Here is a 20,928-nt window from a genome sequence, read left to right as displayed (position 1 = left end):
GAATGCGCGTATTGCGACGCTTGCAAGGCGCAAGCTGAAATCCGCCATAATTCTGGCCTTCAATTCATGACAAATGGGCGTATTCCGTGATGTGAAATCGAATGGATCGCTCAGGTCTTAAACGTTAATTTTGGAATTTTTTGCTTGCCTGTAAACTGATCCAATTAAGTTTCACAAGCGATGCATGAATTAAGGAAAACCCATGCCGACTGATGGAAATCCGCCGGCGGCCGCGCCGACCAAGCCCAAGGACACCCTCGGATGCGTGTCGAGCAAACTGCGCAAAGACATCGAACTGGATATTGGCGATATCCGCTTCTATCGCAAGCGCATGGACGGCGAACATCTGGATCGCGTCGCGATGCCCGCCTGCGAACGCGGTTTTCTGACGGGCATTTCGCTCAACAGCGGACATCGGCGGAATATCTTCACTGGCGAGCGCATGATCGCCAGGCGATTTGAAGCGGATTCGATTTATATCCGTGATTTTTCAGAAGATTATTGCGCTGACCTATATGGGAATTTCGATTTCGTACTGGTCGAAATAGCGCCCGCATTCTTCACACGACTAAGCGATGAAGCAGGTGGCCCAGGCATCGGCGGGCTCACGTGCGCGGCGGACCAGAAAGACCCCGTGCTTGGCCATCTGGCTCGCGCGCTGGATAGCGACCTCGATCATCGCGGCGAACTCGGCTCGCTGTTTGCCGAACAGATGAGCATCGCGGTCGGCACGCATCTAGCGCGGCGCTACGGCAATCTGCGCGAACGCGAGCAGCGCGCGAAGGGCGCGCTGTCGCACCTGCATGAAGCGCGTGCAAAAGAACTGCTGATCGAACGGTCGCGGCAAGGCGCGTCGATTGCCGAAGTGGCGAGCGAGTGCAACCTGTCGCGCGGCTATTTCATCCGCGCCTTTTCCCGCGCGACGGGTCGCACGCCGCATCAATGGCTGCTCGAACAGCGCGTGGCCGAAGCGCGGCAACTGATCGAGGCAACCCGGATGACGTTGACGGAAATCGCGAGCTTCTGCGGTTTCGCCGATCAGAGCCATCTGAGCCGCGTGTTCGCGAAGATGCTCGGTACGTCGCCGGGCGCGTGGCGGCGCGCGGCAGGACGCTAGCGCAGCGCCTTCACGAGCGCGCCCGCGCGCGCGGCAGCAGCGTGACCGTGCAGGTCATGCCCGCGGCGAGATGCACGCCAGGCGGCACGCGGTCCAGATGCACGCGCACGGGCACACGTTGCGCGAGCCGCACCCACGTGAAGATCGGGTTGACATTCGCGAGCAGGTCGCCGCTGGTCGGATTGTCGCGATCGGCGATGCCGCTCGACACGCTGTCCACGTGCCCCTGAATGTCGACGCCGCCCGCCATCAGACGCACGACGGCGAGGTCCCCCACCTGCACGCGCGGAATTTTCGTTTCCTCGAAGTAGCCGTAGACCCAGAACGAATGCGCGTCGATCAGCGCCATCCGCGCGACGCCCGCCGACGCGTAGTCGCCGGGGTACAGATCGAGGTTCGTGATGTAGCCGTCGGCGGGCGCCCTCACCTCGCTGCGCGTCAGGTTGAGTTGCGCCGTCTGCTGCGCGACCACGGCCGCCTGGTATTGCGCCTCGGCCTCGCTATACGCCGCGACGTCCGCGCGATACGCGGCGTCGGTCTGGCTGGCAAGCGACGCGGCATCCTCGCGGCTCTCGTCGGAGATCACATCGCCGGCGAGACCGGCGCGGCGCGCGGCCTGCGCGCGCTTCATCTGGTCCGCGGAGGCGCCTTCGGACATCTGCGCCTTCGCGCGCGCCATCGCGGCCTGCGCGCGCGCCACATCGGCATCGGCTTGGGCGAGCGCATAGTGAAAGCGGTACGGGTCCAGCACGAACAGGATGTCGCCGCGATGCACGAACTGGTTGTCCTTCACGCGCACGTCGCTGACGAGTCCCGACACATCGGTCGCGACGTCGATCACGTCGGCGCGCACGCGGCCGTCGCGCGTCCATGGCGAATACATGTAGTCGACCCACAGCAGACGCACCAGCACGAAGGCGATCACGAGCACAGTCATCGTGAACAGCGCGCGCAGAAGGGATTGCGGTTTCATCGTCATTTGTTATGAGCTGATTCGGTTCATCAAACGCCGTTGGCGCCGTCAACTGCGCACCAGCAGCGAGACGCCGCTGAACATCGCGGCAAAGAGCGCGACGCGAAAGAGCCCGGGGTGCCATGCGTATCGATACACGCCAAGCCGCGCGAGCAACAGGTCGAGCATCACGAACACCGCGACGCAGCCCATCAGCACGGGCAGCAGATACGGCACGAGGAAGGAGAAGATTTCAATTTCGGCTGGCATGATCCGGCTCCATCGCAGCGCGGTCCGCTGCCGTCGCGGCGAAACCGCCGCCCAGTTCTTTCATCAGCAGCGCCCATGCATCGAGCCGTCTGGCTTCGACGCCCGCGAGCCGCTCCTGTTGCCGCAACTGCGCGTTCTGCGCATCGAGCACATTCAGAAACTCCGTGATGCCGTTGCGGTAACCCGTCATCGCGAGACGGTGGGCATTGCGCGCGGAATCGAGCGTGGCCTGGACGGATTGCTGCTGCGCGTCGAGCGCGCGCAGCGACGTCACCTGCGCGGCCACACCGCGCATCGCATTCACGATGGCCGCGTTGTACGCGTCGACGGCGGCGTCGCGATCCGAGACGGCCACGCCGTACTGGCCTTGCAGACGCCCGCCGTCAAAGATCGGCAGCGAGATTGCGGCGCCCAGGCTGTGGCCGATGCCGTCGCTGTTCAGCAGGTTGAAGAAGCCGCCGAAGGTCGCCGCCGAGCCCAGCGACGCCGTCGCGAGCAGATCGATGTCCGGATAGAACGCGGCGTGCGCGGCCGCCATGCCTTTTTCGGCCGCGAGCACGCGCCAGCGCTGCGCGACGATGTCGGGCCGATGACCGAGCAGATCGACGGGCAGCGACGGCGGCAGCGCGATGGGAACATCGAGCGCGAGCGCGGGACGTTTGAGCGCGTCGCCATAACCTGCGCCCTTGCCCGCGAGCGCGGCCAGATCGATGCGATCCAGTTCGAGCCGCTGCTGCGCCGCCTGCACTTGCGTCACGCTCGTCGACAGCTGCGTTTGCGCCTGCGATACCTCGAGGCGGCTGCCGATGCCCGCTTGCAGCCGGCGCGTGGCGATGTCGAGCGTGTGCTGCTCTTCGTCCTGCACGTCGCGGTACACGTCGAGCAGCGCGTATTGCAGCGACAGTTGCACGTAGGCACGTACCACGGCCGTCTGCAGTTCGACCATGGCGAAGCGGTCGTCGGCCTGCGTTGCATGCACGGCATCGAGCGCGCCTTCGCGGATCGCGCGCGTCTTGCCCCACAGGTCGAGGTCGTACGACAGATCGGCCGCCACATTGTTGCTCCACACGGTCGTGCCGCCCGGCGGCGACGGCGAGTCGTACCGCGCGAAGCGCTCGCGCTCGAACGTGCCGCTCGCGTTGACCTGCGGAAGCTCGTCCGCGCCCGCGATCTGCGCCTGATACCGCGCGTTGTCGATGCGCGCCTGCGCTTCCTTCAGGCCGGGATTGCCTGCTGTCGCGTCCGCGACCAGCGCGTCGAGTTGCGGATCGCCCCATTGGCGCCACCAGTCTCCCGTGGGCCACGCGGCGTCCTGGCGCGTCGCGCGGATCTCATTGCCGGGATCGAGCGTCGAGGGATTCAACGCGGTTTCGTGCGGGCGAATGCCGCCGCTGCTGATGCACGAGCACAGCACCATGCACAGCGCCGCCGCCGGCAACACCCGGCGCGCCGCGCGCGCGAGTTCGACACACGGCTTCATGCGACCACCTCCCGCACGGTTTCGGCGCGCGCAGGCTCGGCGTGCTGCCACAGCGGCAGCGTGTCGTCGTCGAGGATCAGCTGCGTGAAGCGCATCAACCTGCGCATCCGGCGCGCGATGAACGCCTCGGCCGAAGCATCGGCATCGGCATCGGATTTGACGAGCGACAGCGCGTGCATCGCGCGTTGGGTCGCGTGCATCGCGCGCCCTCTTGCCTCTTGCGTTGCGGCGTAGAAAACGTCCTCTATCGCGTCGAGCCAGTCGCGCTGAACCGCGCGCCAATCGGATGGCAGCGTGGCCGACACGCGCTCGGCGTCGCCGCGAATCGCGATCATCGCGCGGCCGACGTCGAGCGCCGCGAACGCCGACGCGATCAGCCGTATCTGGTCGACGCGCTCTCCGGCGGGCGCCGACGCGATGCGCATGATGAAGCCGCGCATGCCCGCTTCGAAGCGCTGCGAGAGATTGTCGAGATCGGCATCGCGCGCAGAACGCGCGACCAGCGAGCGGATCTGCTTCAGGTACTGGTTGGAAATCCAGTCGCCCGCGAGCGGCACGATGGTCGAAAACGCGACGGCGGCAGCGGCGATGCCGAGCATCAACCCGAAGCTGGCGTCGAGAAACCTGGCGGGATCATAGGTGACGGGATTCGAAATGTTGACCGTGTACGAAAAGAACACGCCGAAGCCGAGACCGAGCGTCGCGGTCTTCGGAAACGTGTTCAGATAGCCGCTCGCCATCATCGCGACGCCCATGCCCAGCGCGAGCAAGGCGACGCTGTCGAACATCGGCAGCAGGAAGAAGCTGAAGAAGAAGCCTGCGATCGCACCCGCGACGCAGCCGCAAAACATCTGCCAGCTCGCGACGACGGGATCTGGCGCGACCGTGAACAGCGCGGCGACGATCGCGACGGAAGTCAGCGCACTCGATCCTCCCTGCCAGCCGGACGCGAGCCACAACGCGCCCACCGACAGCACCGCAACGGCCGCGCGCATGCCTGAGACGATGGCCGCCGCGCGATTGGACGTGGCGCGCGTACTGTCGATATGCATCAGCGAGCGCAGTACCGATTGCCGCCAGGGCCGCTCGTCGGCGCGGCGCGTGGCCACGAAGCTGCGGCACAGTTCGCTCAGGCGGCCGACGAAATCGTGCAACACAGCGCCCGTCATTTCGACCAACGCGCACTGCGCTGGGGGCTCGCCGCGCATTGTGTGTCGCAACGCGTCGGCGCGACGCGCCAGCACGCGATCGAAATCGGCGAGCGCAGCCGACAACGCTTCGACGCAGGTCTCAGCCGCTGCATCTGGCGGGAGGCCCTGGGGCACGATCGACAGCAGCGACGCGACCGCCCCGCTGGCTGCGCGGCCCGCGACGCCATCCGCTTCGAGCTTGCATCGCGTGATGACGCGACACAGCTTGTGGGCCGACGCGAGCGTATCGACGAAGCTCGTATCGAGCTTGACGAACGCGTGATTCTGCAAGCGGATCGACGGATCCTCGAAGACAGCGCCGACGCGCAGACTCTGCACCGTCGCGCGTTCGCGCAGCAGATCGAGCGACGTGCCGAAGCCGTCCTTCTGCAGCGCGGAGCCAAGCAGCGTGTGAATCGCGGAGAACAGATGAGCGACGTTGCTGCTGCTCGCCGCGTACAGCTCGGGCGCCACGCGGCGCGGAAAGAACAATGCGCTCACGAGGCACGCGCACGATACGCCGATCACCACTTCGCTGACGGTATAGACGATGTTATCGAACACACCGTAGGGATTCGACAGTGCGGGCAGCGACGTGATTGCGGTCGCGTAGCCCGTGAGCAGAAAACCATAGGACTGGAAGTTGCGAAAGTACGATGCGCCGAACACGCACAAGCCGATCCAGGCCGCGAGCGCGAGCAGAAAGAGCCACGCCTGCTGCGAGAACAGCGACACGAGCACGAGTCCTGCGAGGCTACCGCCCAGCATGCCCAGGCCGCGATAGAAGCCGCGCGCGATCACCATGCCGCTTTGCTGGAACATCATCACGACGATGCACGAGACGATTGCCGTGGACGGCTGGCGCAACTCGAGCAACATGCACAGGCCCATCGCCAGCGCCGCGGCGAAGCCGACTTTCGCCGCATGTTTGAAGCGGGGGAAGTCGTCGTTCCAGTATTGCCTGAGTTCCTCATGCATGGTGGTTTCCGTTTTTTCGTTTTTGCGTTTTTTCCGTTTTTTCCGCTTTTCGCTTTTGCGTGACTTCCGGGTTTTCTGATCACGGGGTGTAGTGCTCCGCGATGCTATGTCGGTTCAAGGTTTGAGTTTGCGGCAAGCGATGACGAGGGGATTGCTGAATTGCACGACATCTGCGTTAGCGCCTTTGCGGCGCGGGCGTTGGTGTTGTGTGCTTGCCCTCTGCGCTGGCATCCGCGATAGCGCCTCGCGGCGCGGGCGTTGCGTCGTGTGGTTGTCCTTTTGCGCTGGCATCCGCGATAGCGCCTCGCGGCGCGAGCGTTGTCCCTTTGCGGGGCGGCACTTACTTTCTTTGCCGCCGCAAAGAAAGTAAGCAAAGAAAGCGGGCTCACACCGCCAATGCTTGACTTCTATCCACGGGCTCTCAACGTCCCCACGCTTCACGCGTTGACACACCTCTTCGCGTGAGTCGCCATCATGCTCGCGATCCGCCTCACCCGCTTCATGCTTTCGTACAGTGGCGCGCCGTGCCTGATGTTTCCGCGCCCCTTTGCGGCAAACTCTGTGCAGGTTGTCGCGGCTTCAGCGGAGCGCTTGAACTGGACAAACCCACGTTGAAGCAATGTTTTCCATTGCCTCGCGAGGGCCGACACAGAGTTTGCCGCACAGGGCGTGTGCGATCCGCGGCTCTATGCGGCGACGTGCACGAGTGCAGTGGGTGAGGCATTCGCAAATGCGTTGGCAGCAGCGCGTACTAGTACACTGCGATATGGAGTGTGGGGACGTTGAGAGCCCGTGGATAGTCGTCAAGGATTGGCGGTGTGAGCCCGCTTTCTTTGCTTACTTTCTTTGCGGCGGCAAAGAAAGTAAGTGCCGCCCCGCACAGGGGCATTCTGCGGGGAACCCTTCTACGCGCAAATCCTTGTCGGGCAAGGGTTTCCGTTCGCGCCGCGTATTCTGAGAATTTTCCCGCTATTTTCCAGGACACCCACGGGACACATTTTGCGGGCGTTCTGCGTCGTCGGCCCCGCCGACGACGCTGGTCATAGTCTTGTCAAGGTGAGTAACTCATGAACTACCGTTTTCTGGACGCCGACGGGCCAGATCAGCCGAGCACGCCCGCAGCAGACTTCGTCACCGGTTCACTGAACTGGCAGATTGAACGCCTGCAATGCGGCGAATCACTGTTGAAAGCCAACGCAACCGATGCGATGCGGCGCGCGTTGCTCCGAGCCATTGCAGCGATAACCGTGCGCCTGCCACATCGCACATATGACCTGAGCCTGTGGTACGCGGTGCATCACACCGGTAAGGGGCAGACAATCCGGCTGCTGAATCTCAGACGACTCGAATAGCGAACTTCTGCGTTCTCCGATAGGCGGTCGCCCAGAACGACGCCAATTTTGAATCCACACATCCCACAGCCTGCCCAACCGCCAATAATCTGCAGCCCGCTCCGACGCCTTCGGTGAGCGGGCTTTTTCCGTCTAGGTCACTGAGGTGAAATGTGCCTGTTCGTCCTTCCATCACGCGCATTTCGAATCAAACATCAAGTGACTTGATGCTTCAATGGCGGGTGTGTTGTTCCTATGCAATTCGCATAAATTTACAGGCGGTTGGTCGAAATAGTCTTTGTCTGATATCTCCGCTGGTGAGATTGCGCTCAAACTTGCCCCCATATCTCTAATTCGACCACAGGCTGGGTATGCGTTCTTCGTTTTGTGAAGGCACGAAGATTTTGGAAAGTCTGCAAGGATGGAACAAAGCATTTTGGGCCGTCCTATCTGCTGGTTCACCCACAGTCGTTGGGCAGGATCACAAGTGGAAACAACTGCTGCTGTCCTTGTGTGTTACCTGCACTCTCTGCATGCCGTTCCTGACTTTCTATTGGTCGCTTCCGTATCAAGGACGTATTCCTTCCGATGAGCATCTTTTAAAAGTGAAAGGGTCGCTTTTATATGAATCCACAACGAAAGGTGTAAATCACGAGTTGGTTGCTCGAATCGTCGATGAACAGGGCCATAGTTTTGTCCTGCAGGATGCTTTGGGAGTTGAGCAACTGCGGGACTGGGAGCGACAAACCGGACTAACAAGCGTGTTTGCGGAAGGCTTCTTTCTACGGGACGGAGCGGGTCTCTTTTGGCCGACACACGTGATATCCAGTGACGGTAAAGCCGTAGTAACTCGGGAGGAGCAAAAAAAGAAACTAGAAAAATCCAGATCTTATATAAAGCAAACGCTGTTTACATACCTATTTATAGCGCCATTCTGGTTGATGTCCCTAAATCATATCAGGAAGGTAAAAAGAATGATTGGAGCATGACATGAGTACCGTATAACAACCGCGCAAGGTGCAGCCGCACTCACCAATTTTCTGACCGGTACGACGTCGAGTTTCGCGGATGCTGCGAATTCCGTCTGGCAAGCGCTTAACAGCAGTTCGAGCTATGACAAGGTCACGAATGCAATGGCTGCCGGTGCCGATCTTGGGAGCGTAGGCGCCGGAGGTTTGCAAATGATGCAGCAGTTCGCTTCCAACTCTTCGGAAGCGGGCACATTGGCCGGACAGATTGGAGCGACGAGCGCTCAGTTATCAGTTGCTGCAAGTACGGGATCGATTGCTGGAACCATATATCGGAACGGATTCGGTAGCGTGACGGCAAGTCAGCTTGATGCGTTCTCGGCTAGCTTGCTGGGCGCTGGTGCGCTTACCGCTGGGCCGGGGATGGCGGTAGTGCTGGGTACGGCTTCTGCTTTGCTGGTGGCGTTTAGTTGGTCTAAGCAAGCTAACGATTCAACGGTATCGAATGCGTTCAATTCGCTTCGAAGTACGATTTCGAACTTTTATAGCCAGCTGTCAACTTCCGACAAGGCAACGTTCATCAGTTCAATGTCGAGCACCATCAATAGCGTTCTGAATGGCGGGATGATGGTCCCGCAGGTAAACAGTTCGGGGCAGATTACAGGGTACGGTGTCGACCTACCGACAAGTGTTACAACACAATCGGACGGCAGCACACTGTACACATTTGGATCTGGCATTACCTACCGCAGCGGGTCGAAGACAATTGCAGGCGCACTGCAGGACCCGACGTCCTCCACCGAGAATATCTGGACGATCCCACAGGCGAGCGGCACTCTCGGACTATTTGGCGACGGCAACTACAGCTATAGCTTCACTGACTCGAACCGCAACAAGGTTGCTGAAGTCTACATTGTCGGCTCGGGTGAAACCTGCACCATCTCAGGCGGTGCAACGACATTTATCAATGAAGCAGGCATCAACAACAAGATTAATGCGGCCTCGGGGAGTTTTGTCTATACCCAAGGCAGCAACAATACGACGAACATATCGAATGGGACCATCTCGGCAGTTCAGGGGACAAAAACCGACATTTACGGCTCCAACAACACGGTGTCTGCCGATACTGAGGGCATCATCGGTGTTCACGGTGGCAACAACAACATCACATTGCAATGGGGTAATCAGCTGACGATCGACGGCACCGGTGGCATAGCGGATACTGTCAACTCTCATGGTGGTCCCGATTTCGAGCAGTTTGAAGGACCCGATGAAGCTTGCGCTATCACACTAGGTAAAAACGCTCAAGCAAACGTTTACGGTGAATATACCACTGTTACTTTGATGTCTGGAGGCAGCGTCGGCTTGTACGGTGACACCGTCTCTGCAGGCGTATACGGGTCGGGGTGCACCGTCACGACCGGCGGAACATTCGAATACCTGTCTGGGCCGAGGAACATGACTGCGCCAAGTGGTCAACGAGTGTACTTCGCCCCTGGCATCAGCGGTACGGTTAACGTCGTTAACACGGCGCACACCGCGATCACTGGTAGTTCTGTGACGGCGAATCTGCAAGGTAACGACTGGGTTGACCTGGAGGGCTCTGCAGAAACGATCAATGCCAACGGCAATGGGAGCTATATTACGACCGGCGGGAACGGCCAGAGCGCGACCGCAGCGAATGATAATCGCGTGAGTTTCGCTGGAGGCGTGACTGGAACAGTTATCGAGACCGCCGGTTCGCACGTGGACGTTAGCGGAAGCGGCGTGACAATTTATTCGGCTGGCGGGGATTACCTTGGGATCAGCGGAAATAACAACACCGTTAGCATGTCCGGGACCGGCAATACCGCTTTTGTCAGCGGGAAAAACAACGCAATTACAGCGACTGGAAGCACTGTTACCGTAGCGGCTGGTTCGACGGTTGTTCTCAGCGGCGGGAATGATACGGTTCAACTCAACGGCCCTAATGCTCTGATCGATCTGAACGGCGGTGGCGCGGGCTATACCGTGAACGGCTCCGGTACGGTCGCATTGTTTGGAAACCAGACGGACAACATCTCCCTGACCAATGGCGACATTCTCTTCTTCAACGGATCAAACCAGTTGACGCAGGACCGCCAGTATAAGAATGGACTAGTGACAAGCCTTTACAACTTCAATAACAACCGGGTTACGCAGGCGGTTTACTACGACGGCCAGCAACGGGTGACGGAATCCGACTACTTCGGCAGTGGACAGTACGCTTATCAGGTCTCGAAAGTCGATGCTGCGAGCGGTTACGAATCCGCACGATACATGTACGATCAGACGACCGGTAAATTGACCGAAGCGATGTATTTCGATGCTTCGACACACAAGGGAACCCAAGATATCAAATTCAATCTTGCTGCGGGCCCTTGGTCTACCGAGATTATGAAGTTCAATTCAAGCGGTAAGGAAATCGAGGACGACAAGTTTAACGCTGCAACCGGCGCTGTACAGTCGGTTACGAAATGGGACGGCGTTAATCCATACGCGACAGAGGTCGATACCTACACTGGCACTGGTGGATATGCCAGTCAGATCAACAAGTACAACCCCACAACGGGCGTGATTACAGCGGGCGCCACTTTCAACTCAACGACGGGTTCGCAGACGTCCTACTACTATAACGGTGGCTGGAACACAGGCGGTAACGGAACGTCCTTTTCCTTCTCCGGTTGGGTTAACGACCAAGACGATGGAGCAATTGTTACGCAGGGAGAACTCAACATCGATGTCTGTGGAGGTACCCCGGACGGAAGCTGCGGATGCCCCGACGGCGTCGACCCTATCATCCTGAACCTCAAGGGTGATTCGGTACAGACCACCTCGGCGAATGGATCGTCAACGTACTTCGACATGCAGAACAACGGAGAAAAAGTGCAGACCGGTTGGGGCACGGCTGGCGAGGGTTACTTAGTCTATGATCCGGACGATGCAGGGTACACAACCGCTATTACCAAGGACAGCCAACTCATCGGTGGATTCGACGCGCTCCGATCTCTCGTGCAACAAGTCGATGGCACCGTGAACGATGTCGTGACTTCGGGCGACGCGATCTGGAACGACCTCAAGGTATGGGTCGATACAACCGGTACAGGGACATTTCAAGAGGGCCAACTGCTCAGTTTCGCGCAGCTCGGCATCACGTCGATTGACCTCAATGGCGTGCAGGTCAATCGCGACAGCAATGGCAATGAGATTCTGGTAGACAGTACGTTCACCCGCGCAGACGGCACTATGGGTGATATTGCTGGCGTCAACCTGAAGTACAACGCGTACGGCACACCGAGCGGTCCGGCAGGCGCAGACGCAAGCGCCCAGCAGACCGATAACGTGATCTCCAACATGGTGGGATATGGTGCGCAGACGGCGATGGATCTCTCGCCTGATTTTATTACCGGGCAGGTGCAGAACCTTATCTCTAACATGGCGGCGATGAGCGCGCAAACTGCGATGGATTTCGCTTCAGTTGTCGCCGCTGCAAAGAACGATCCTCAGATGCTGCTCGCCGCAAGCGCTCACTAATCATTCTTCATCGTTCAGCCTGCCGTGGCGTGTAATGTCGTGGCAGGCGATTAGTTATCCAAATTTTAATAATGAATGCACCGGAAACCACCGCACATGGAGGCCTCGCGCGCGCCGTCGATTCAGGACTCAGATGCCTGGCCGTCATTGCCCGCTTCCACGGTATCGCAGCAGACCCCGAACAGTTACGCCACGCCGCTGCGCTTGGTGATGCACTTGTCACCCCCGATGCACTCGTCCTGAGTGCCCGTTCGCTGGGCCTGAAGGCTAATATCGCGCCGCTTCGCGTCAAGCGACTTGATCGCACGCCATTACCCGCCCTCGCGCTCGACAGCACAGGCCGACACTTCGTGATTGCGAAGGTTTCAGGCGAATCCATTCTCATCCTCGAAGCAGATGCGGCTGCGCCGTCCGTGGTAGCACCCGAGGCGATCGAAGCCCGTTCGAGCGGACAGCTGATCCTCTGCGCTTCGCGCGCCTCGCTAGCGGGTGATCTGGCTCGCTTCGATTTCTCGTGGTTCATTCCGGCCGTGGTGAAGTACCGGCGTCTGCTGCTGGAAGTACTTGCGATCTCGTTTGCGTTGCAGCTTTTCGGCCTGGTTACGCCGCTGATGTTCCAGGTGGTTATGGACAAGGTGCTCGTCAACCGCACTTGGAACACGCTGGCCGTTGTAGGCGTTGCGCTATTCCTCGCCTCGACCTTCGAGATACTGCTGACGGGTCTGCGCAACTACATCCTGTCGCACACCACAAACCGGATCGACGTCGAACTGGGCGCACGCCTGTTCCGGCATCTGATCACGCTGCCGCTCGGTTACTTCGGCGCGCGCCGCGTGGGCGATACAGTCGCCCGCGTGCGGGAACTCGAAAATATCCGTAGCTTCCTGACGGGACAGGCGCTCACCGCCCTGATTGACCTGTTTTTCTCGGTCGTATTCATCGCCGTGATGTGTCTGTATAGCGTGTGGCTGACACTCATTGTGGTGGCTTCGCTGCCGCTCTACGCCGGTATTTCGGCTTCACTCGTGCCCGTGCTGCGTCGGCGGCTGAACGAAAAGTTTGCACGTGGCGCCGACAGTCAGTCGTTCCTGGTGGAAACCGTTTCAGGGATGGAGACGGTCAAGTCGATGGCCGTCGAACCCCAGTTTGTGAAGAAATGGGAAACGCAGCTAGCAGCCTATACGGCATCAGGCTTCCGGGTCACGCAACTGGGCAACATCGGCCAGCAGCTCATCCAGTACATGGGACGGCTGGTGTCGCTTGCTACTCTGGTTCTGGGTGCAAAGCTCGTCATCGACGGCAGGCTGACGGTGGGCGGTCTGATTGCCTTCAACATGATGTCGCAGAGGGTTGCAGCCCCTGTGCTGCGCCTCGCCCAGCTATGGCAAGACTTCCAGCAGACGGGAATCTCGATGCAACGTTTGGGCGACGTACTGAATACGCGCACCGAACTGCCGCCTGCGCGCACTGCGCTGCCCCAGATTGCGGGAGCGATTGCGTTCGACAACGTACGGTTCCGCTATAGGCCTGATGGTCCCCCTATCCTCGACGGTGTAACAGTCAACGTCGCAGCCGGACAGATGATCGGCATCGTTGGCCGCTCTGGTTCGGGCAAAAGCACGCTTGCCAAACTCCTGCAGAGGCTTTACCTGCCCGAACAGGGCACGGTGCGCATCGATGGCGTCGATCTCGCGCTGGCCGATCCTGCGTGGCTGCGACGGCAGATTGGCGTGGTGCAACAGGAGAACCAGCTGTTCAACAGGTCGGTGCGCGAAAACATCGCACTGACTGATCCGGGCGCTCCGCTCGAAGCCGTCATCCACGCGGCGAAGCTTGCGGGCTCACATGACTTCATCTGCGAACTGAAGGAAGGCTACGACACGATGGTTGGCGAACACGGCGCGAACCTCTCGGGCGGACAGCGGCAGCGCATCGCCATCGCGCGTGCGCTGCTGGTAAATCCGCGCATCCTGATTTTCGATGAAGCGACAAGCGCACTGGACTTCGAAACGGAACGGATCATCCAGAGCAACATGAAGGCCATCTGTGCGGGTCGAACAGTGCTGGTGATTGCGCATCGTCTCACCGCAGTCCGTCACGCCGACCGGATCGTCGCAATGGATCACGGCGTGATAGTTGAACAGGGCTCGCATGACGACCTTCTGCAGCGGCGCGGGTACTACGCGCACCTTGTCTCACTACAGAACGGTGGCGCGTGATGGATTCCAGATTTAGGGCGCTTCGAGACCTACTGCGTCGATATACGACGGTTTGGCGAACCGCATGGTCAATACGCACGCAGTTTGACGGGCCGGACAGGCTCAACTATGAGCGGGCATTCCAGCCTGCGCATCTCGAATTGGTCGAAACACCTGTTCATCCCGCGCCTCGCTGGACAGCAAGGGTTGTCGTCGCGCTGGCGATTCTGACGCTGGCTGTTTCCGTCTTCGGACGGCTTGACATTGTCGTGACGGCAAAGGGCAAGCTGATGCCGGATGCGCGTGTAAAGGTGATCCAGCCGGCAATCACTGGCGTGGTACGCGACATCGCCGTGCGTGATGGTGATCGGGTCTCCGCAGGCCAGTTGCTGATGAAACTGGATACAACACAGGTGACCGCCGATGCAGACAAGGCAAAGGCCGCGCGCCTCGATGCGGCACTCGCTGCGGCCCGCGCGCACGCGCTGCTTGACGCACTGAACACACCCGCCGCTTTGCCGTCGGTCGCAACTGTGGCCGACGCGCCCGCTGAGCGCCAGCAGGAGATGCAGCGGCAGGTTGAAGGTGCGTGGGTGGAATACCGTGACAGACTGGCATCGGCGCGTGCCGAACTCGTGAAGCGTGCGGCGGAACTCGACAGTACGAAGGCCGAAATTGGCAAGCTTGAAGCAACAGTACCGCTTGCGCGCTCACAGGCCGATGACTATCGCGCGCTTGTTGGGGACCAGTATGTCGCGAAGCACGATTACCAGCAGAAGGAACAGGCTGCGCTTGAACTAGAACACGAACTGGTCGCGCAACGCAGTCACGCCCGGGAGCTGGCGGCGAGCGTTTCGGAACAGAGTGCCGAGATTGCCAGTCTGCAGTCCCAGTTCCGGCGCGAGCAGCTCGATGCATTGGAGAAGGCAACAGAATCCCTCACGCAAAACCGCGGCGATGAGACAAAGGCGCACACCCGGGAAACACTGATGAGCCTGAGCGCTCCGGTATCCGGTACGGTACAGCAGCTTGCCGTGCATACCCTGGGCGGTGTCGTCACGACCGCACAGGCAGTGATGGAGGTCGTCCCGAACGATGCACTCGAACTGGAGGCCACCATCGAGAACAGGGATATCGGGTTTGTGAAAGTCGGCCAGCGGGCCGCCGTGAAGGTCGAGGCGTTCCCCTATACGCGTTACGGCCTTCTCGAAGGTTCGGTCGTATCGGTTGCCAACGATGCCGCACAGGACAAGAGACAGGCCCTTGTCTTCAAGGCTCGTATCGGGCTCAAGACCGACCGTATGCGCATTGACGACCGCTGGATCGCGCTCACGCCGGGCATGGCGGTGACTGCGGATATTGCCACCGGGCGACAAAGCGTCGCGCAGTATTTCCTTGGACCGCTGGTTCAAGGCGTGCAGGAGAGCATGCATGAGCGGTAAGCGGATCGCTGCAATCATCGTCGTGCTGCTTGCAATGCGGCAAGCGTGGGCGTTTGATCCCCTGTTCGCAGAAGGAAACGTTCCAGCTAGCCCGGCGGCGTCCATGTTGCCAGAGGGGCACCCATGCGCGTTCGGCCCGCTTCCGCGTCCGCTTGGGATGGCCGAGGCAGTATCGCGAGCACTCTGCTTCAATCCCAAAACGCGCGCTGCGTGGGCGGATGTAAAAGTGCAGGCCGCTGCTGTGGGACAGGCGCGTGCAGGCTTTCTGCCTACCGTTTCCGGAACCTGGCAGCGCGTGCGCGACAGTTCCGAAACCGATGTGAAGAACTATCCGCAGCTCGGCTCGAGGACGACGGCCACAATCCGCTCGGAGAGTGTGTCCCTAAACTGGGTACTGTTCGACTTTGGTGCGCGCATCGCCGCGCTTGACAATGCATCGGCAATGCTTGCCGCTGCACGCGCAACCCAAGATGCCGCGCTTCAGGATGACTTTGCAACGGCCGCCAGGGACTACTTTGCAGCGCAGGCGGCGCAGGAAGCGCTCCGGATTGCGCGCGATGTCGAGAAGATGGCACACGACAGCACGGTCGCAGCTCAGGCCCGGGCAGACCACGGCCTTGCGCCGATCACGGACGTACTGCAGGCGCAAACCCTGCACGAACAGGCCGTGCTGAACGTTACGCGTGCCGAAGGCGAAGCAGCGACGGAAACAGGAACACTCGCATCCGACATGGGTTTCGATCCATACGTCGCCGTGATCCTGCCAGCCGTGGTATCGCAGATCCAGCCGGATACCAGCTTTACAGAATCCGCGAGCAGACTGATTGATGATGTCAAGCGTACGCATCCTGGTATTGTGGCCGCCGAAGCCACTTACGATGCGACGCTGGCAAAGATTGCACAGACACGTGCTGAAGGGTTGCCGACACTAAGTCTCGTGGGGCAATACAGTCGAAACGATCAGCCCGCGAGCCTCGGACTGGGCATTCCGACGTTTCCAGCAACGGGACATGACGCTTACATGGGCCTCCAGGTCAGCATCCCGTTCTTCGAAGGGTTTGCACGGCACTACCAGATACACCAGGCCGAAGCCCAGGCGCAGCGTGCGCAAGATATGGTAGATGACACGATCCAGCACGTGGCGCTTGATGTCTGGACGAGCTACGCCCAGCTACAGGCATCGACCCAGAATGCACTCGACAGTGCGAAGCTGCTGGACATCGCACAACGGGCATGGGTCGCTGCGCAACATCGGTATCGTGCGGGAGTCAGCGATATTCTGGAGTTGCTGAACACCCAGGCCGCGCTTGCGAACGCGAAGCAACGGCGCATACAGGCGATTGCGGATTGGGAAAATTCCCGCATTACGCTCGCGTCAAAACTCGGGCGTCTCGGACCATCAGACCTGCAATAGGGAGCGAAAAGCGGGACGGCGCCGTGCCGTCCCGAAAGTGACCGACAGACGGAAAATTCCGAGGTGCCCGTCTGTCACCGCAGTCGGCCAACGGTGACCGCCCGGCCCGTGGGTCATGAAACTCGTGTGTCAGCGGCGCGCGGTCGTGCCGTCAATAGTGATCGCCACGTTGCACTGTTGTCCCTGCATGGTCGTCGCCTGTGATCCGGAGCAAGCAATCTCGATGTATTCCTTGTCGAGTGTGGCGTGAATCAGGCAGACACTTGTCATGTGCGCGAGCGCTTCTAGCAGACTCGCGCGATAATTTTTCGATTCCGGCCGCAGGAGTGCACTTACGAGCGTGCTGATCAGCTGCATGTCACCGACGAGGTTGCGCGCGTCCTGCACGGCCGTGGCCGCGATACGGTGAAGCCGCGCGTTCTGACATGTCATTTCCCTGGTGCGGTCGAAGGGTTTGCTTGCTCTCATATGCCCTCCGCGATGTTGGGGGCATCGTGCACCGCCCCGCTGCGCAGTATGGGTTCCTCGACGGAATTGGGTTTGATATCGGACATGGCCTCTCCTGTTTCGACGGAAGCCCGGCCCATGAGGATGGGTGAGCGGGCACGATGACAGGGTTCGCAGACCGGATAACGATGAACGGAACCGGCAGACCCGAAGGTCTCCCCGCCACGGCCCGCCCATTGACAACAGACGTGCAGAAGCAGCCGCGTAGCCTGCGGAAACAGGCCCGCGGGTCCATCGTTTTTTCAGGCTGCGAAGCCTGAGCCGTCGCTGTTTCGACGGCATGGACAGTCTAAGCCGCAGTGATGTGGAGCGGATCGCTCGCGTAGGCGTTAAGTGCGCGGGCGCTATTATTTCAGAAAATTCCGTCGGATCTTGCGGAAAAGTCGGCATGAAGCGCACATGTGTGAGCCTGCCCAGGGAGGGAATGTGATGAGCGAAAAAGGTGTGATGGGATTTCCGCGCGAACCGGCCCCGGCGAGGGAAACCGATCTCTATGTGATAAAGCTCGCGCTCGGACATGCGGACAAGGGGCTGCGCGAAGCCCGCAGGATGATGGTTGATGTGGCGCCGAGCGATGACTACGCGAAAGCCATGGATGCGCTGGAAGCAGCGCAGCGCGCACTGAGAATATTTGAAACGTGATGCGCTACGGGGATAGTGCTGCGTGCTGAGGCGCCGCAATGAGTCGAGTGCGTTATCGTCGTGCTGCGAGGCCGGGACAGTCACGCCACCGCCGTGTCCGCCAGTGTCGCTGACGCTGTTGTGATCACCCTCGATATTGACGAACGTACAGGCGTTCGCGGACACGACGAAAGCAAGCGTGATGACGGTTTGGTAGGACATGGTGCTTACTGGATATTGGCGAGCGACTTCCACGTTCCAGGCGTACCGGTTGACGTACATATCCAGCCTTCCGGCTGTCCGCTCGCCGGCGCGGAATTTAGCACGCGTGAGCCGACAGACCAGTCCGGCACGCCACCGAGCCCGAGAATCGCATTACGGATTTTTTCCGTCACGCTGTGACACCACCACGCGCCGGGCAGCGTGCCGTCGATGCCTGCCGATGCACTCCCGTCCGACGGGTACCCGCCTGGATTGGTGGCGGGCACAATGGGACCGCTCGCGCTGACGTTGGATTTCCAGTAGCGGTCCATGATCAGCGTAACGGCGTGATCTTGACGTAGGGATACGTTCCGGACATGCACGACCAGGAAAGATTGGCGTCGGTCTGTACCTTGAGACCGCCAGCCGCGTCACTCATCCCTACCGCGAACAGCGATTGCGCCTGGGGGAGATAGTTGGCGTAGTAGCCGGGTGCTGGGCCGGAAAACGACAGGCTCAGATAGCCCGCCTTGAATGCCGAGGTCTGCGGCAGATGGAATTCCAGTGCGCATTTGACCTGGCGCCCCGTCCAGCCGGTGAACTGCGCGACAACCGAACTGGCCGTGACGTTCAGCGGCAGCGGTTCGTAGACGCTCGTGTCCTGCCCATTCACATCGAACGCAATATTTCCGTTCGTGTTGTGTCCCGCTACAACTGAGCCGGTTCCCGTCCAGTTTCTAAGATCGACCGTACCGATGGTCGTGTTTTGCGCCGTGCTCAGGTCGACAAAATTCGAGTGCGTGCCAAGCACATTCCCACGCCATTTTTCCATCGTCACGCCGTTTGTCCGGTAGCACTGAAAGACAAATTGTTGATACGCGGATAAAACTGACCCACTGGGGGTGCGGACAAAATCAAAACGCCATTTACACAGAGGAAGTGCAGACGCGTGCTGGGCAGCAGGTTGCTCCACCGTCCTTCCGGCGCTGCGGACAGGCAGCGAGAACGATCGGTCAGAAGCCTGCCTGTCAAGCGGCGGCATTGAGATAGTTGTTCGCCGCCTGACTGCCGCGCGACACTGCATTGATGGCGCTTGCTGCGAATTCTGGCGAACGGTGCGCGTAGCGCATCGTCTGTTCGATCCGACTATGCCCGAGCCAGCGGCTGACCACGTCGAGCGGTGCGCCGCCTGCCACGGCCCACGTCGCGAAGGTATGCCGCAAGTCATGCCATCGGAAGGTGCGGATTTTGGCCGCTCGACGAATGTCGTCGAACGCCTTGATGTCCCGACGCACGTCGCCGACTGCATTCGGAAACACCAGCATCTGGTGAACGTTGCCGCTACAACACTGCGAGCGCCATGCCGACAGTACGGTCAGCAGTTCATCGTTGATCGGCACGACGCGCGAGCGCTTCGTCTTGCTTGTACGGACTGTGACCGTACGTGCGTGCAGGTCGATGTCATCCCAGCGCAGGGAAAGCTGTTCCTTGCGGCGCAGGCCCGTATTAAGCGCGAGCAGCACGGCGGGCTTCACGTAGTCCGCGAACGGGTGATGTGGCTCGAACACCGGCCCGTGATGCGGGTCCGCATTGATGCGCGCGCGCTCGGACCACAGGTGCACCTCGCGCTCGTTCAACGCCCGATAGAGGCGTTGCGTTTCGTCATGCTGAAGCCAGCGGACCCTCTCCGGGCCTTCATCGCTTTTCGTGACGGTCGCGGCCGGATTCTCGCTGATGACCTTCGTCGCGGCGGCATGGCGCAGCAGCCCCTTCAGCTTGTTGAGTTTGCTGTTCATCGTCGCGGGAGTGACACGCTTTTCCGGCTGCCCGTTCGCGGCGGGGCGCAGCACCCGCGAAAGTTCCGCCGTTTTCCAGGCCGCGATGTCCTGTGTCGCGATCCGGTTCAGCGGCGTAGCCAGCCATGACGCAAACGTCTTGCGGATGTCCGCGACAATGCGCGCGCCCGTGTCCCGTTCGGCCATCACGAACGGGCCGTAGGTGTCGGTCAGATACTCCCCTAGGGTCGGGACCACCTTGACCCGTTCGGCGTCCTGCGCGCGCTGCTCGCGCTTCGCGAGAATGGTGCGGTTGTCGTCCGTGCTGTGTTCGACCGTCGCAGCGAACTTCGCGGCCATGTCGCGCGCCTTTCCGGGTTCGGTGCCGGGCCAGTCGGCGATGTGGCGGCTGCCTTGCTGGCGCTTGCAGTCAGCCGTGCGCGGCTTGTCCCAACGGTAATAGAAGGCGATGGAGCCGGTCGGCGATATCTTGATGCAGAACCCACGCAGCTTCGCATCGGGAACGTAGCGCGACTTGCCGTCGCCTTTGATGGTCAGCAGGAGATCGCGGTTGATGTTGACGCGTGCCATAGATTTTTGCCCTTTCCCTGAAGTCGGTAAACTGACGTCGCACAGGGCAGCGTAGGACACATCGAGGACACTTTCCGCGTGACACTCTATGCAATTGCCTGCTACGCCGTGCAACGTAAGGGCTTGATTTTTATGACTTATGCAACTCTAGGCAACTCCGTGCAACAGTAAAAATGCCCCGCACAGGGGCAACGCTCGCGCCGCAAGGCGCTATCGCGGATGCCCACGCAAAAGGCAACACACACCGGCAACGCGCGCGCCGCGAGGCGCCATCGCGGATGCCCACGCAAAGGGCAACACACACCGGCAACGCCCGCGCCGCGTAGGCGCTATCGTGGATG

16 protein-coding genes are annotated in these 20,928 nt (G+C 60.4%); 8 read left to right on the top strand and 8 right to left on the bottom strand.

All coding sequences use genetic code 11. From position 1 onward, the window contains the following. Positions 1 to 202 precede the first annotated feature (202 nt). A complete protein-coding gene (locus H3V53_RS17760) occupies positions 203 to 1,117 on the top strand; it encodes an AraC family transcriptional regulator (protein WP_336599070.1) in 915 nt (304 codons plus the stop codon). A 10-nt stretch (positions 1,118 to 1,127) separates the two neighbouring features. Here the strand turns inward: H3V53_RS17760 and H3V53_RS17755 are convergent, their stop codons facing one another. Genes H3V53_RS17755 through H3V53_RS17740 form a run of 4 tightly spaced genes read right to left on the bottom strand, consistent with a single transcriptional unit; the run spans position 1,128 to position 5,987 of the window. Continuing rightward, the gene (locus H3V53_RS17755) at positions 1,128 to 2,090 is read right to left on the bottom strand and encodes an HlyD family secretion protein (protein WP_336599069.1); all 963 of its coding nucleotides are present in this window, start codon (positions 2,088 to 2,090) and stop codon (positions 1,128 to 1,130) included. A 48-nt stretch (positions 2,091 to 2,138) separates the two neighbouring features. Next, positions 2,139 to 2,339 (bottom strand): DUF1656 domain-containing protein, encoded by a 201-nt coding sequence (locus tag H3V53_RS17750; protein ID WP_336599068.1) that lies wholly within the window; start codon positions 2,337 to 2,339, stop codon positions 2,139 to 2,141. Then, positions 2,323 to 3,819: an efflux transporter outer membrane subunit gene (locus tag H3V53_RS17745; protein ID WP_336599067.1), complete on the bottom strand. Its 1,497-nt coding sequence runs from the start codon at positions 3,817 to 3,819 to the stop codon at positions 2,323 to 2,325. Before H3V53_RS17745 ends, H3V53_RS17750 begins: the two co-directional genes overlap by 17 nt. After that, positions 3,816 to 5,987, bottom strand: coding sequence for an FUSC family protein (locus H3V53_RS17740; RefSeq protein ID WP_336599066.1), 2,172 nt, complete (start codon positions 5,985 to 5,987; stop codon positions 3,816 to 3,818). Before H3V53_RS17740 ends, H3V53_RS17745 begins: the two co-directional genes overlap by 4 nt. A gap of 1,067 nt (positions 5,988 to 7,054) precedes the next feature. Between H3V53_RS17740 and H3V53_RS17735 the strand changes: the two genes are divergently transcribed. The 6 genes from H3V53_RS17735 (at position 7,055) to H3V53_RS17710 (ending at position 16,892) form a co-directional block, all read left to right on the top strand. Further along, positions 7,055 to 7,339 (top strand): hypothetical protein, encoded by a 285-nt coding sequence (locus tag H3V53_RS17735; protein ID WP_336599065.1) that lies wholly within the window; start codon positions 7,055 to 7,057, stop codon positions 7,337 to 7,339. A 350-nt stretch (positions 7,340 to 7,689) separates the two neighbouring features. Beyond that, positions 7,690 to 8,307 carry a hypothetical protein gene (locus H3V53_RS17730; RefSeq protein WP_336599064.1) on the top strand — a complete coding sequence of 206 codons (618 nt, stop codon included), beginning with the start codon at positions 7,690 to 7,692 and terminating at the stop codon, positions 8,305 to 8,307. 192 nt (positions 8,308 to 8,499) lie between these two features. Then, positions 8,500 to 11,838 (top strand): beta strand repeat-containing protein, encoded by a 3,339-nt coding sequence (locus H3V53_RS17725; RefSeq protein ID WP_336599063.1) that lies wholly within the window; start codon positions 8,500 to 8,502, stop codon positions 11,836 to 11,838. Positions 11,839 to 11,909: 71 nt separating this feature from the next. Beyond that, complete coding sequence (locus H3V53_RS17720) at positions 11,910 to 14,057, top strand: type I secretion system permease/ATPase (RefSeq protein ID WP_336599062.1); 2,148 nt, start codon at positions 11,910 to 11,912, stop codon at positions 14,055 to 14,057. Then, a complete protein-coding gene (locus H3V53_RS17715; RefSeq protein WP_336599061.1) occupies positions 14,057 to 15,478 on the top strand; it encodes an HlyD family type I secretion periplasmic adaptor subunit in 1,422 nt (473 codons plus the stop codon). The genes H3V53_RS17720 and H3V53_RS17715 overlap by 1 nt, the downstream gene beginning before the upstream one ends. Continuing rightward, complete coding sequence (locus tag H3V53_RS17710) at positions 15,468 to 16,892, top strand: TolC family protein (RefSeq protein ID WP_336599060.1); 1,425 nt, start codon at positions 15,468 to 15,470, stop codon at positions 16,890 to 16,892. Before H3V53_RS17715 ends, H3V53_RS17710 begins: the two co-directional genes overlap by 11 nt. Before the next feature lie 129 nt (positions 16,893 to 17,021). On the opposite strand, the gene H3V53_RS17705 is transcribed toward H3V53_RS17710, so the two are convergent. Then, positions 17,022 to 17,360 carry a hypothetical protein gene (locus H3V53_RS17705; protein WP_336599059.1) on the bottom strand — a complete coding sequence of 113 codons (339 nt, stop codon included), beginning with the start codon at positions 17,358 to 17,360 and terminating at the stop codon, positions 17,022 to 17,024. A gap of 468 nt (positions 17,361 to 17,828) precedes the next feature. Between H3V53_RS17705 and H3V53_RS17700 the strand changes: the two genes are divergently transcribed. Next, entirely contained in the window at positions 17,829 to 18,041 is a 213-nt protein-coding gene (locus H3V53_RS17700; protein WP_336599058.1) for a hypothetical protein, read from the top strand. 206 nt (positions 18,042 to 18,247) lie between these two features. Here H3V53_RS17700 and H3V53_RS17695 read toward each other — a convergent pair whose 3' ends face one another. From H3V53_RS17695 to H3V53_RS17685, 3 genes are read right to left on the bottom strand one after another with little or no spacing between them, the layout of a single operon-like run. Further along, the gene (locus tag H3V53_RS17695) at positions 18,248 to 18,553 is read right to left on the bottom strand and encodes a hypothetical protein (protein ID WP_336599057.1); all 306 of its coding nucleotides are present in this window, start codon (positions 18,551 to 18,553) and stop codon (positions 18,248 to 18,250) included. Between the two features lie 2 nt (positions 18,554 to 18,555). Beyond that, a complete protein-coding gene (locus H3V53_RS17690; protein ID WP_336599056.1) occupies positions 18,556 to 19,263 on the bottom strand; it encodes a hypothetical protein in 708 nt (235 codons plus the stop codon). Continuing rightward, on the bottom strand, positions 19,250 to 20,587 hold the full coding sequence (locus H3V53_RS17685; RefSeq protein ID WP_336599055.1) for a tyrosine-type recombinase/integrase: 1,338 nt from the start codon (positions 20,585 to 20,587) through the stop codon (positions 19,250 to 19,252). The genes H3V53_RS17690 and H3V53_RS17685 overlap by 14 nt, the downstream gene beginning before the upstream one ends. Positions 20,588 to 20,928: the final 341 nt, after the last annotated feature.

It is taken from the genome of Paraburkholderia bengalensis (genome assembly GCF_037126505.1).
Taxonomy (GTDB): domain Bacteria; phylum Pseudomonadota; class Gammaproteobacteria; order Burkholderiales; family Burkholderiaceae; genus Paraburkholderia; species Paraburkholderia bengalensis.
Note: the sequence above shows the minus strand (reverse complement) of the source record. Positions and strands in the feature narration are given on the sequence as shown.

Excerpts from the sequence above, each read along its gene's own strand:
- H3V53_RS17760 (WP_336599070.1), top strand. The coding sequence starts at position 203 with ATGCCGACTGATGGAAATCCGCCGGCGGCCGCGCCGACCAAGCCCAAG.
- H3V53_RS17755 (WP_336599069.1), bottom strand. The coding sequence starts at position 2,090 with ATGAAACCGCAATCCCTTCTGCGCGCGCTGTTCACGATGACTGTGCTC.
- H3V53_RS17750 (WP_336599068.1), bottom strand. The coding sequence starts at position 2,339 with ATGCCAGCCGAAATTGAAATCTTCTCCTTCCTCGTGCCGTATCTGCTG.
- H3V53_RS17745 (WP_336599067.1), bottom strand. The coding sequence starts at position 3,819 with ATGAAGCCGTGTGTCGAACTCGCGCGCGCGGCGCGCCGGGTGTTGCCG.
- H3V53_RS17740 (WP_336599066.1), bottom strand. The coding sequence starts at position 5,987 with ATGCATGAGGAACTCAGGCAATACTGGAACGACGACTTCCCCCGCTTC.
- H3V53_RS17735 (WP_336599065.1), top strand. The coding sequence starts at position 7,055 with ATGAACTACCGTTTTCTGGACGCCGACGGGCCAGATCAGCCGAGCACG.
- H3V53_RS17730 (WP_336599064.1), top strand. The coding sequence starts at position 7,690 with ATGCGTTCTTCGTTTTGTGAAGGCACGAAGATTTTGGAAAGTCTGCAA.
- H3V53_RS17725 (WP_336599063.1), top strand. The coding sequence starts at position 8,500 with ATGATGCAGCAGTTCGCTTCCAACTCTTCGGAAGCGGGCACATTGGCC.
- H3V53_RS17720 (WP_336599062.1), top strand. The coding sequence starts at position 11,910 with ATGAATGCACCGGAAACCACCGCACATGGAGGCCTCGCGCGCGCCGTC.
- H3V53_RS17715 (WP_336599061.1), top strand. The coding sequence starts at position 14,057 with ATGGATTCCAGATTTAGGGCGCTTCGAGACCTACTGCGTCGATATACG.
- H3V53_RS17710 (WP_336599060.1), top strand. The coding sequence starts at position 15,468 with ATGAGCGGTAAGCGGATCGCTGCAATCATCGTCGTGCTGCTTGCAATG.
- H3V53_RS17705 (WP_336599059.1), bottom strand. The coding sequence starts at position 17,360 with ATGAGAGCAAGCAAACCCTTCGACCGCACCAGGGAAATGACATGTCAG.
- H3V53_RS17700 (WP_336599058.1), top strand. The coding sequence starts at position 17,829 with ATGAGCGAAAAAGGTGTGATGGGATTTCCGCGCGAACCGGCCCCGGCG.
- H3V53_RS17695 (WP_336599057.1), bottom strand. The coding sequence starts at position 18,553 with ATGGACCGCTACTGGAAATCCAACGTCAGCGCGAGCGGTCCCATTGTG.
- H3V53_RS17690 (WP_336599056.1), bottom strand. The coding sequence starts at position 19,263 with ATGCCGCCGCTTGACAGGCAGGCTTCTGACCGATCGTTCTCGCTGCCT.
- H3V53_RS17685 (WP_336599055.1), bottom strand. The coding sequence starts at position 20,587 with ATGGCACGCGTCAACATCAACCGCGATCTCCTGCTGACCATCAAAGGC.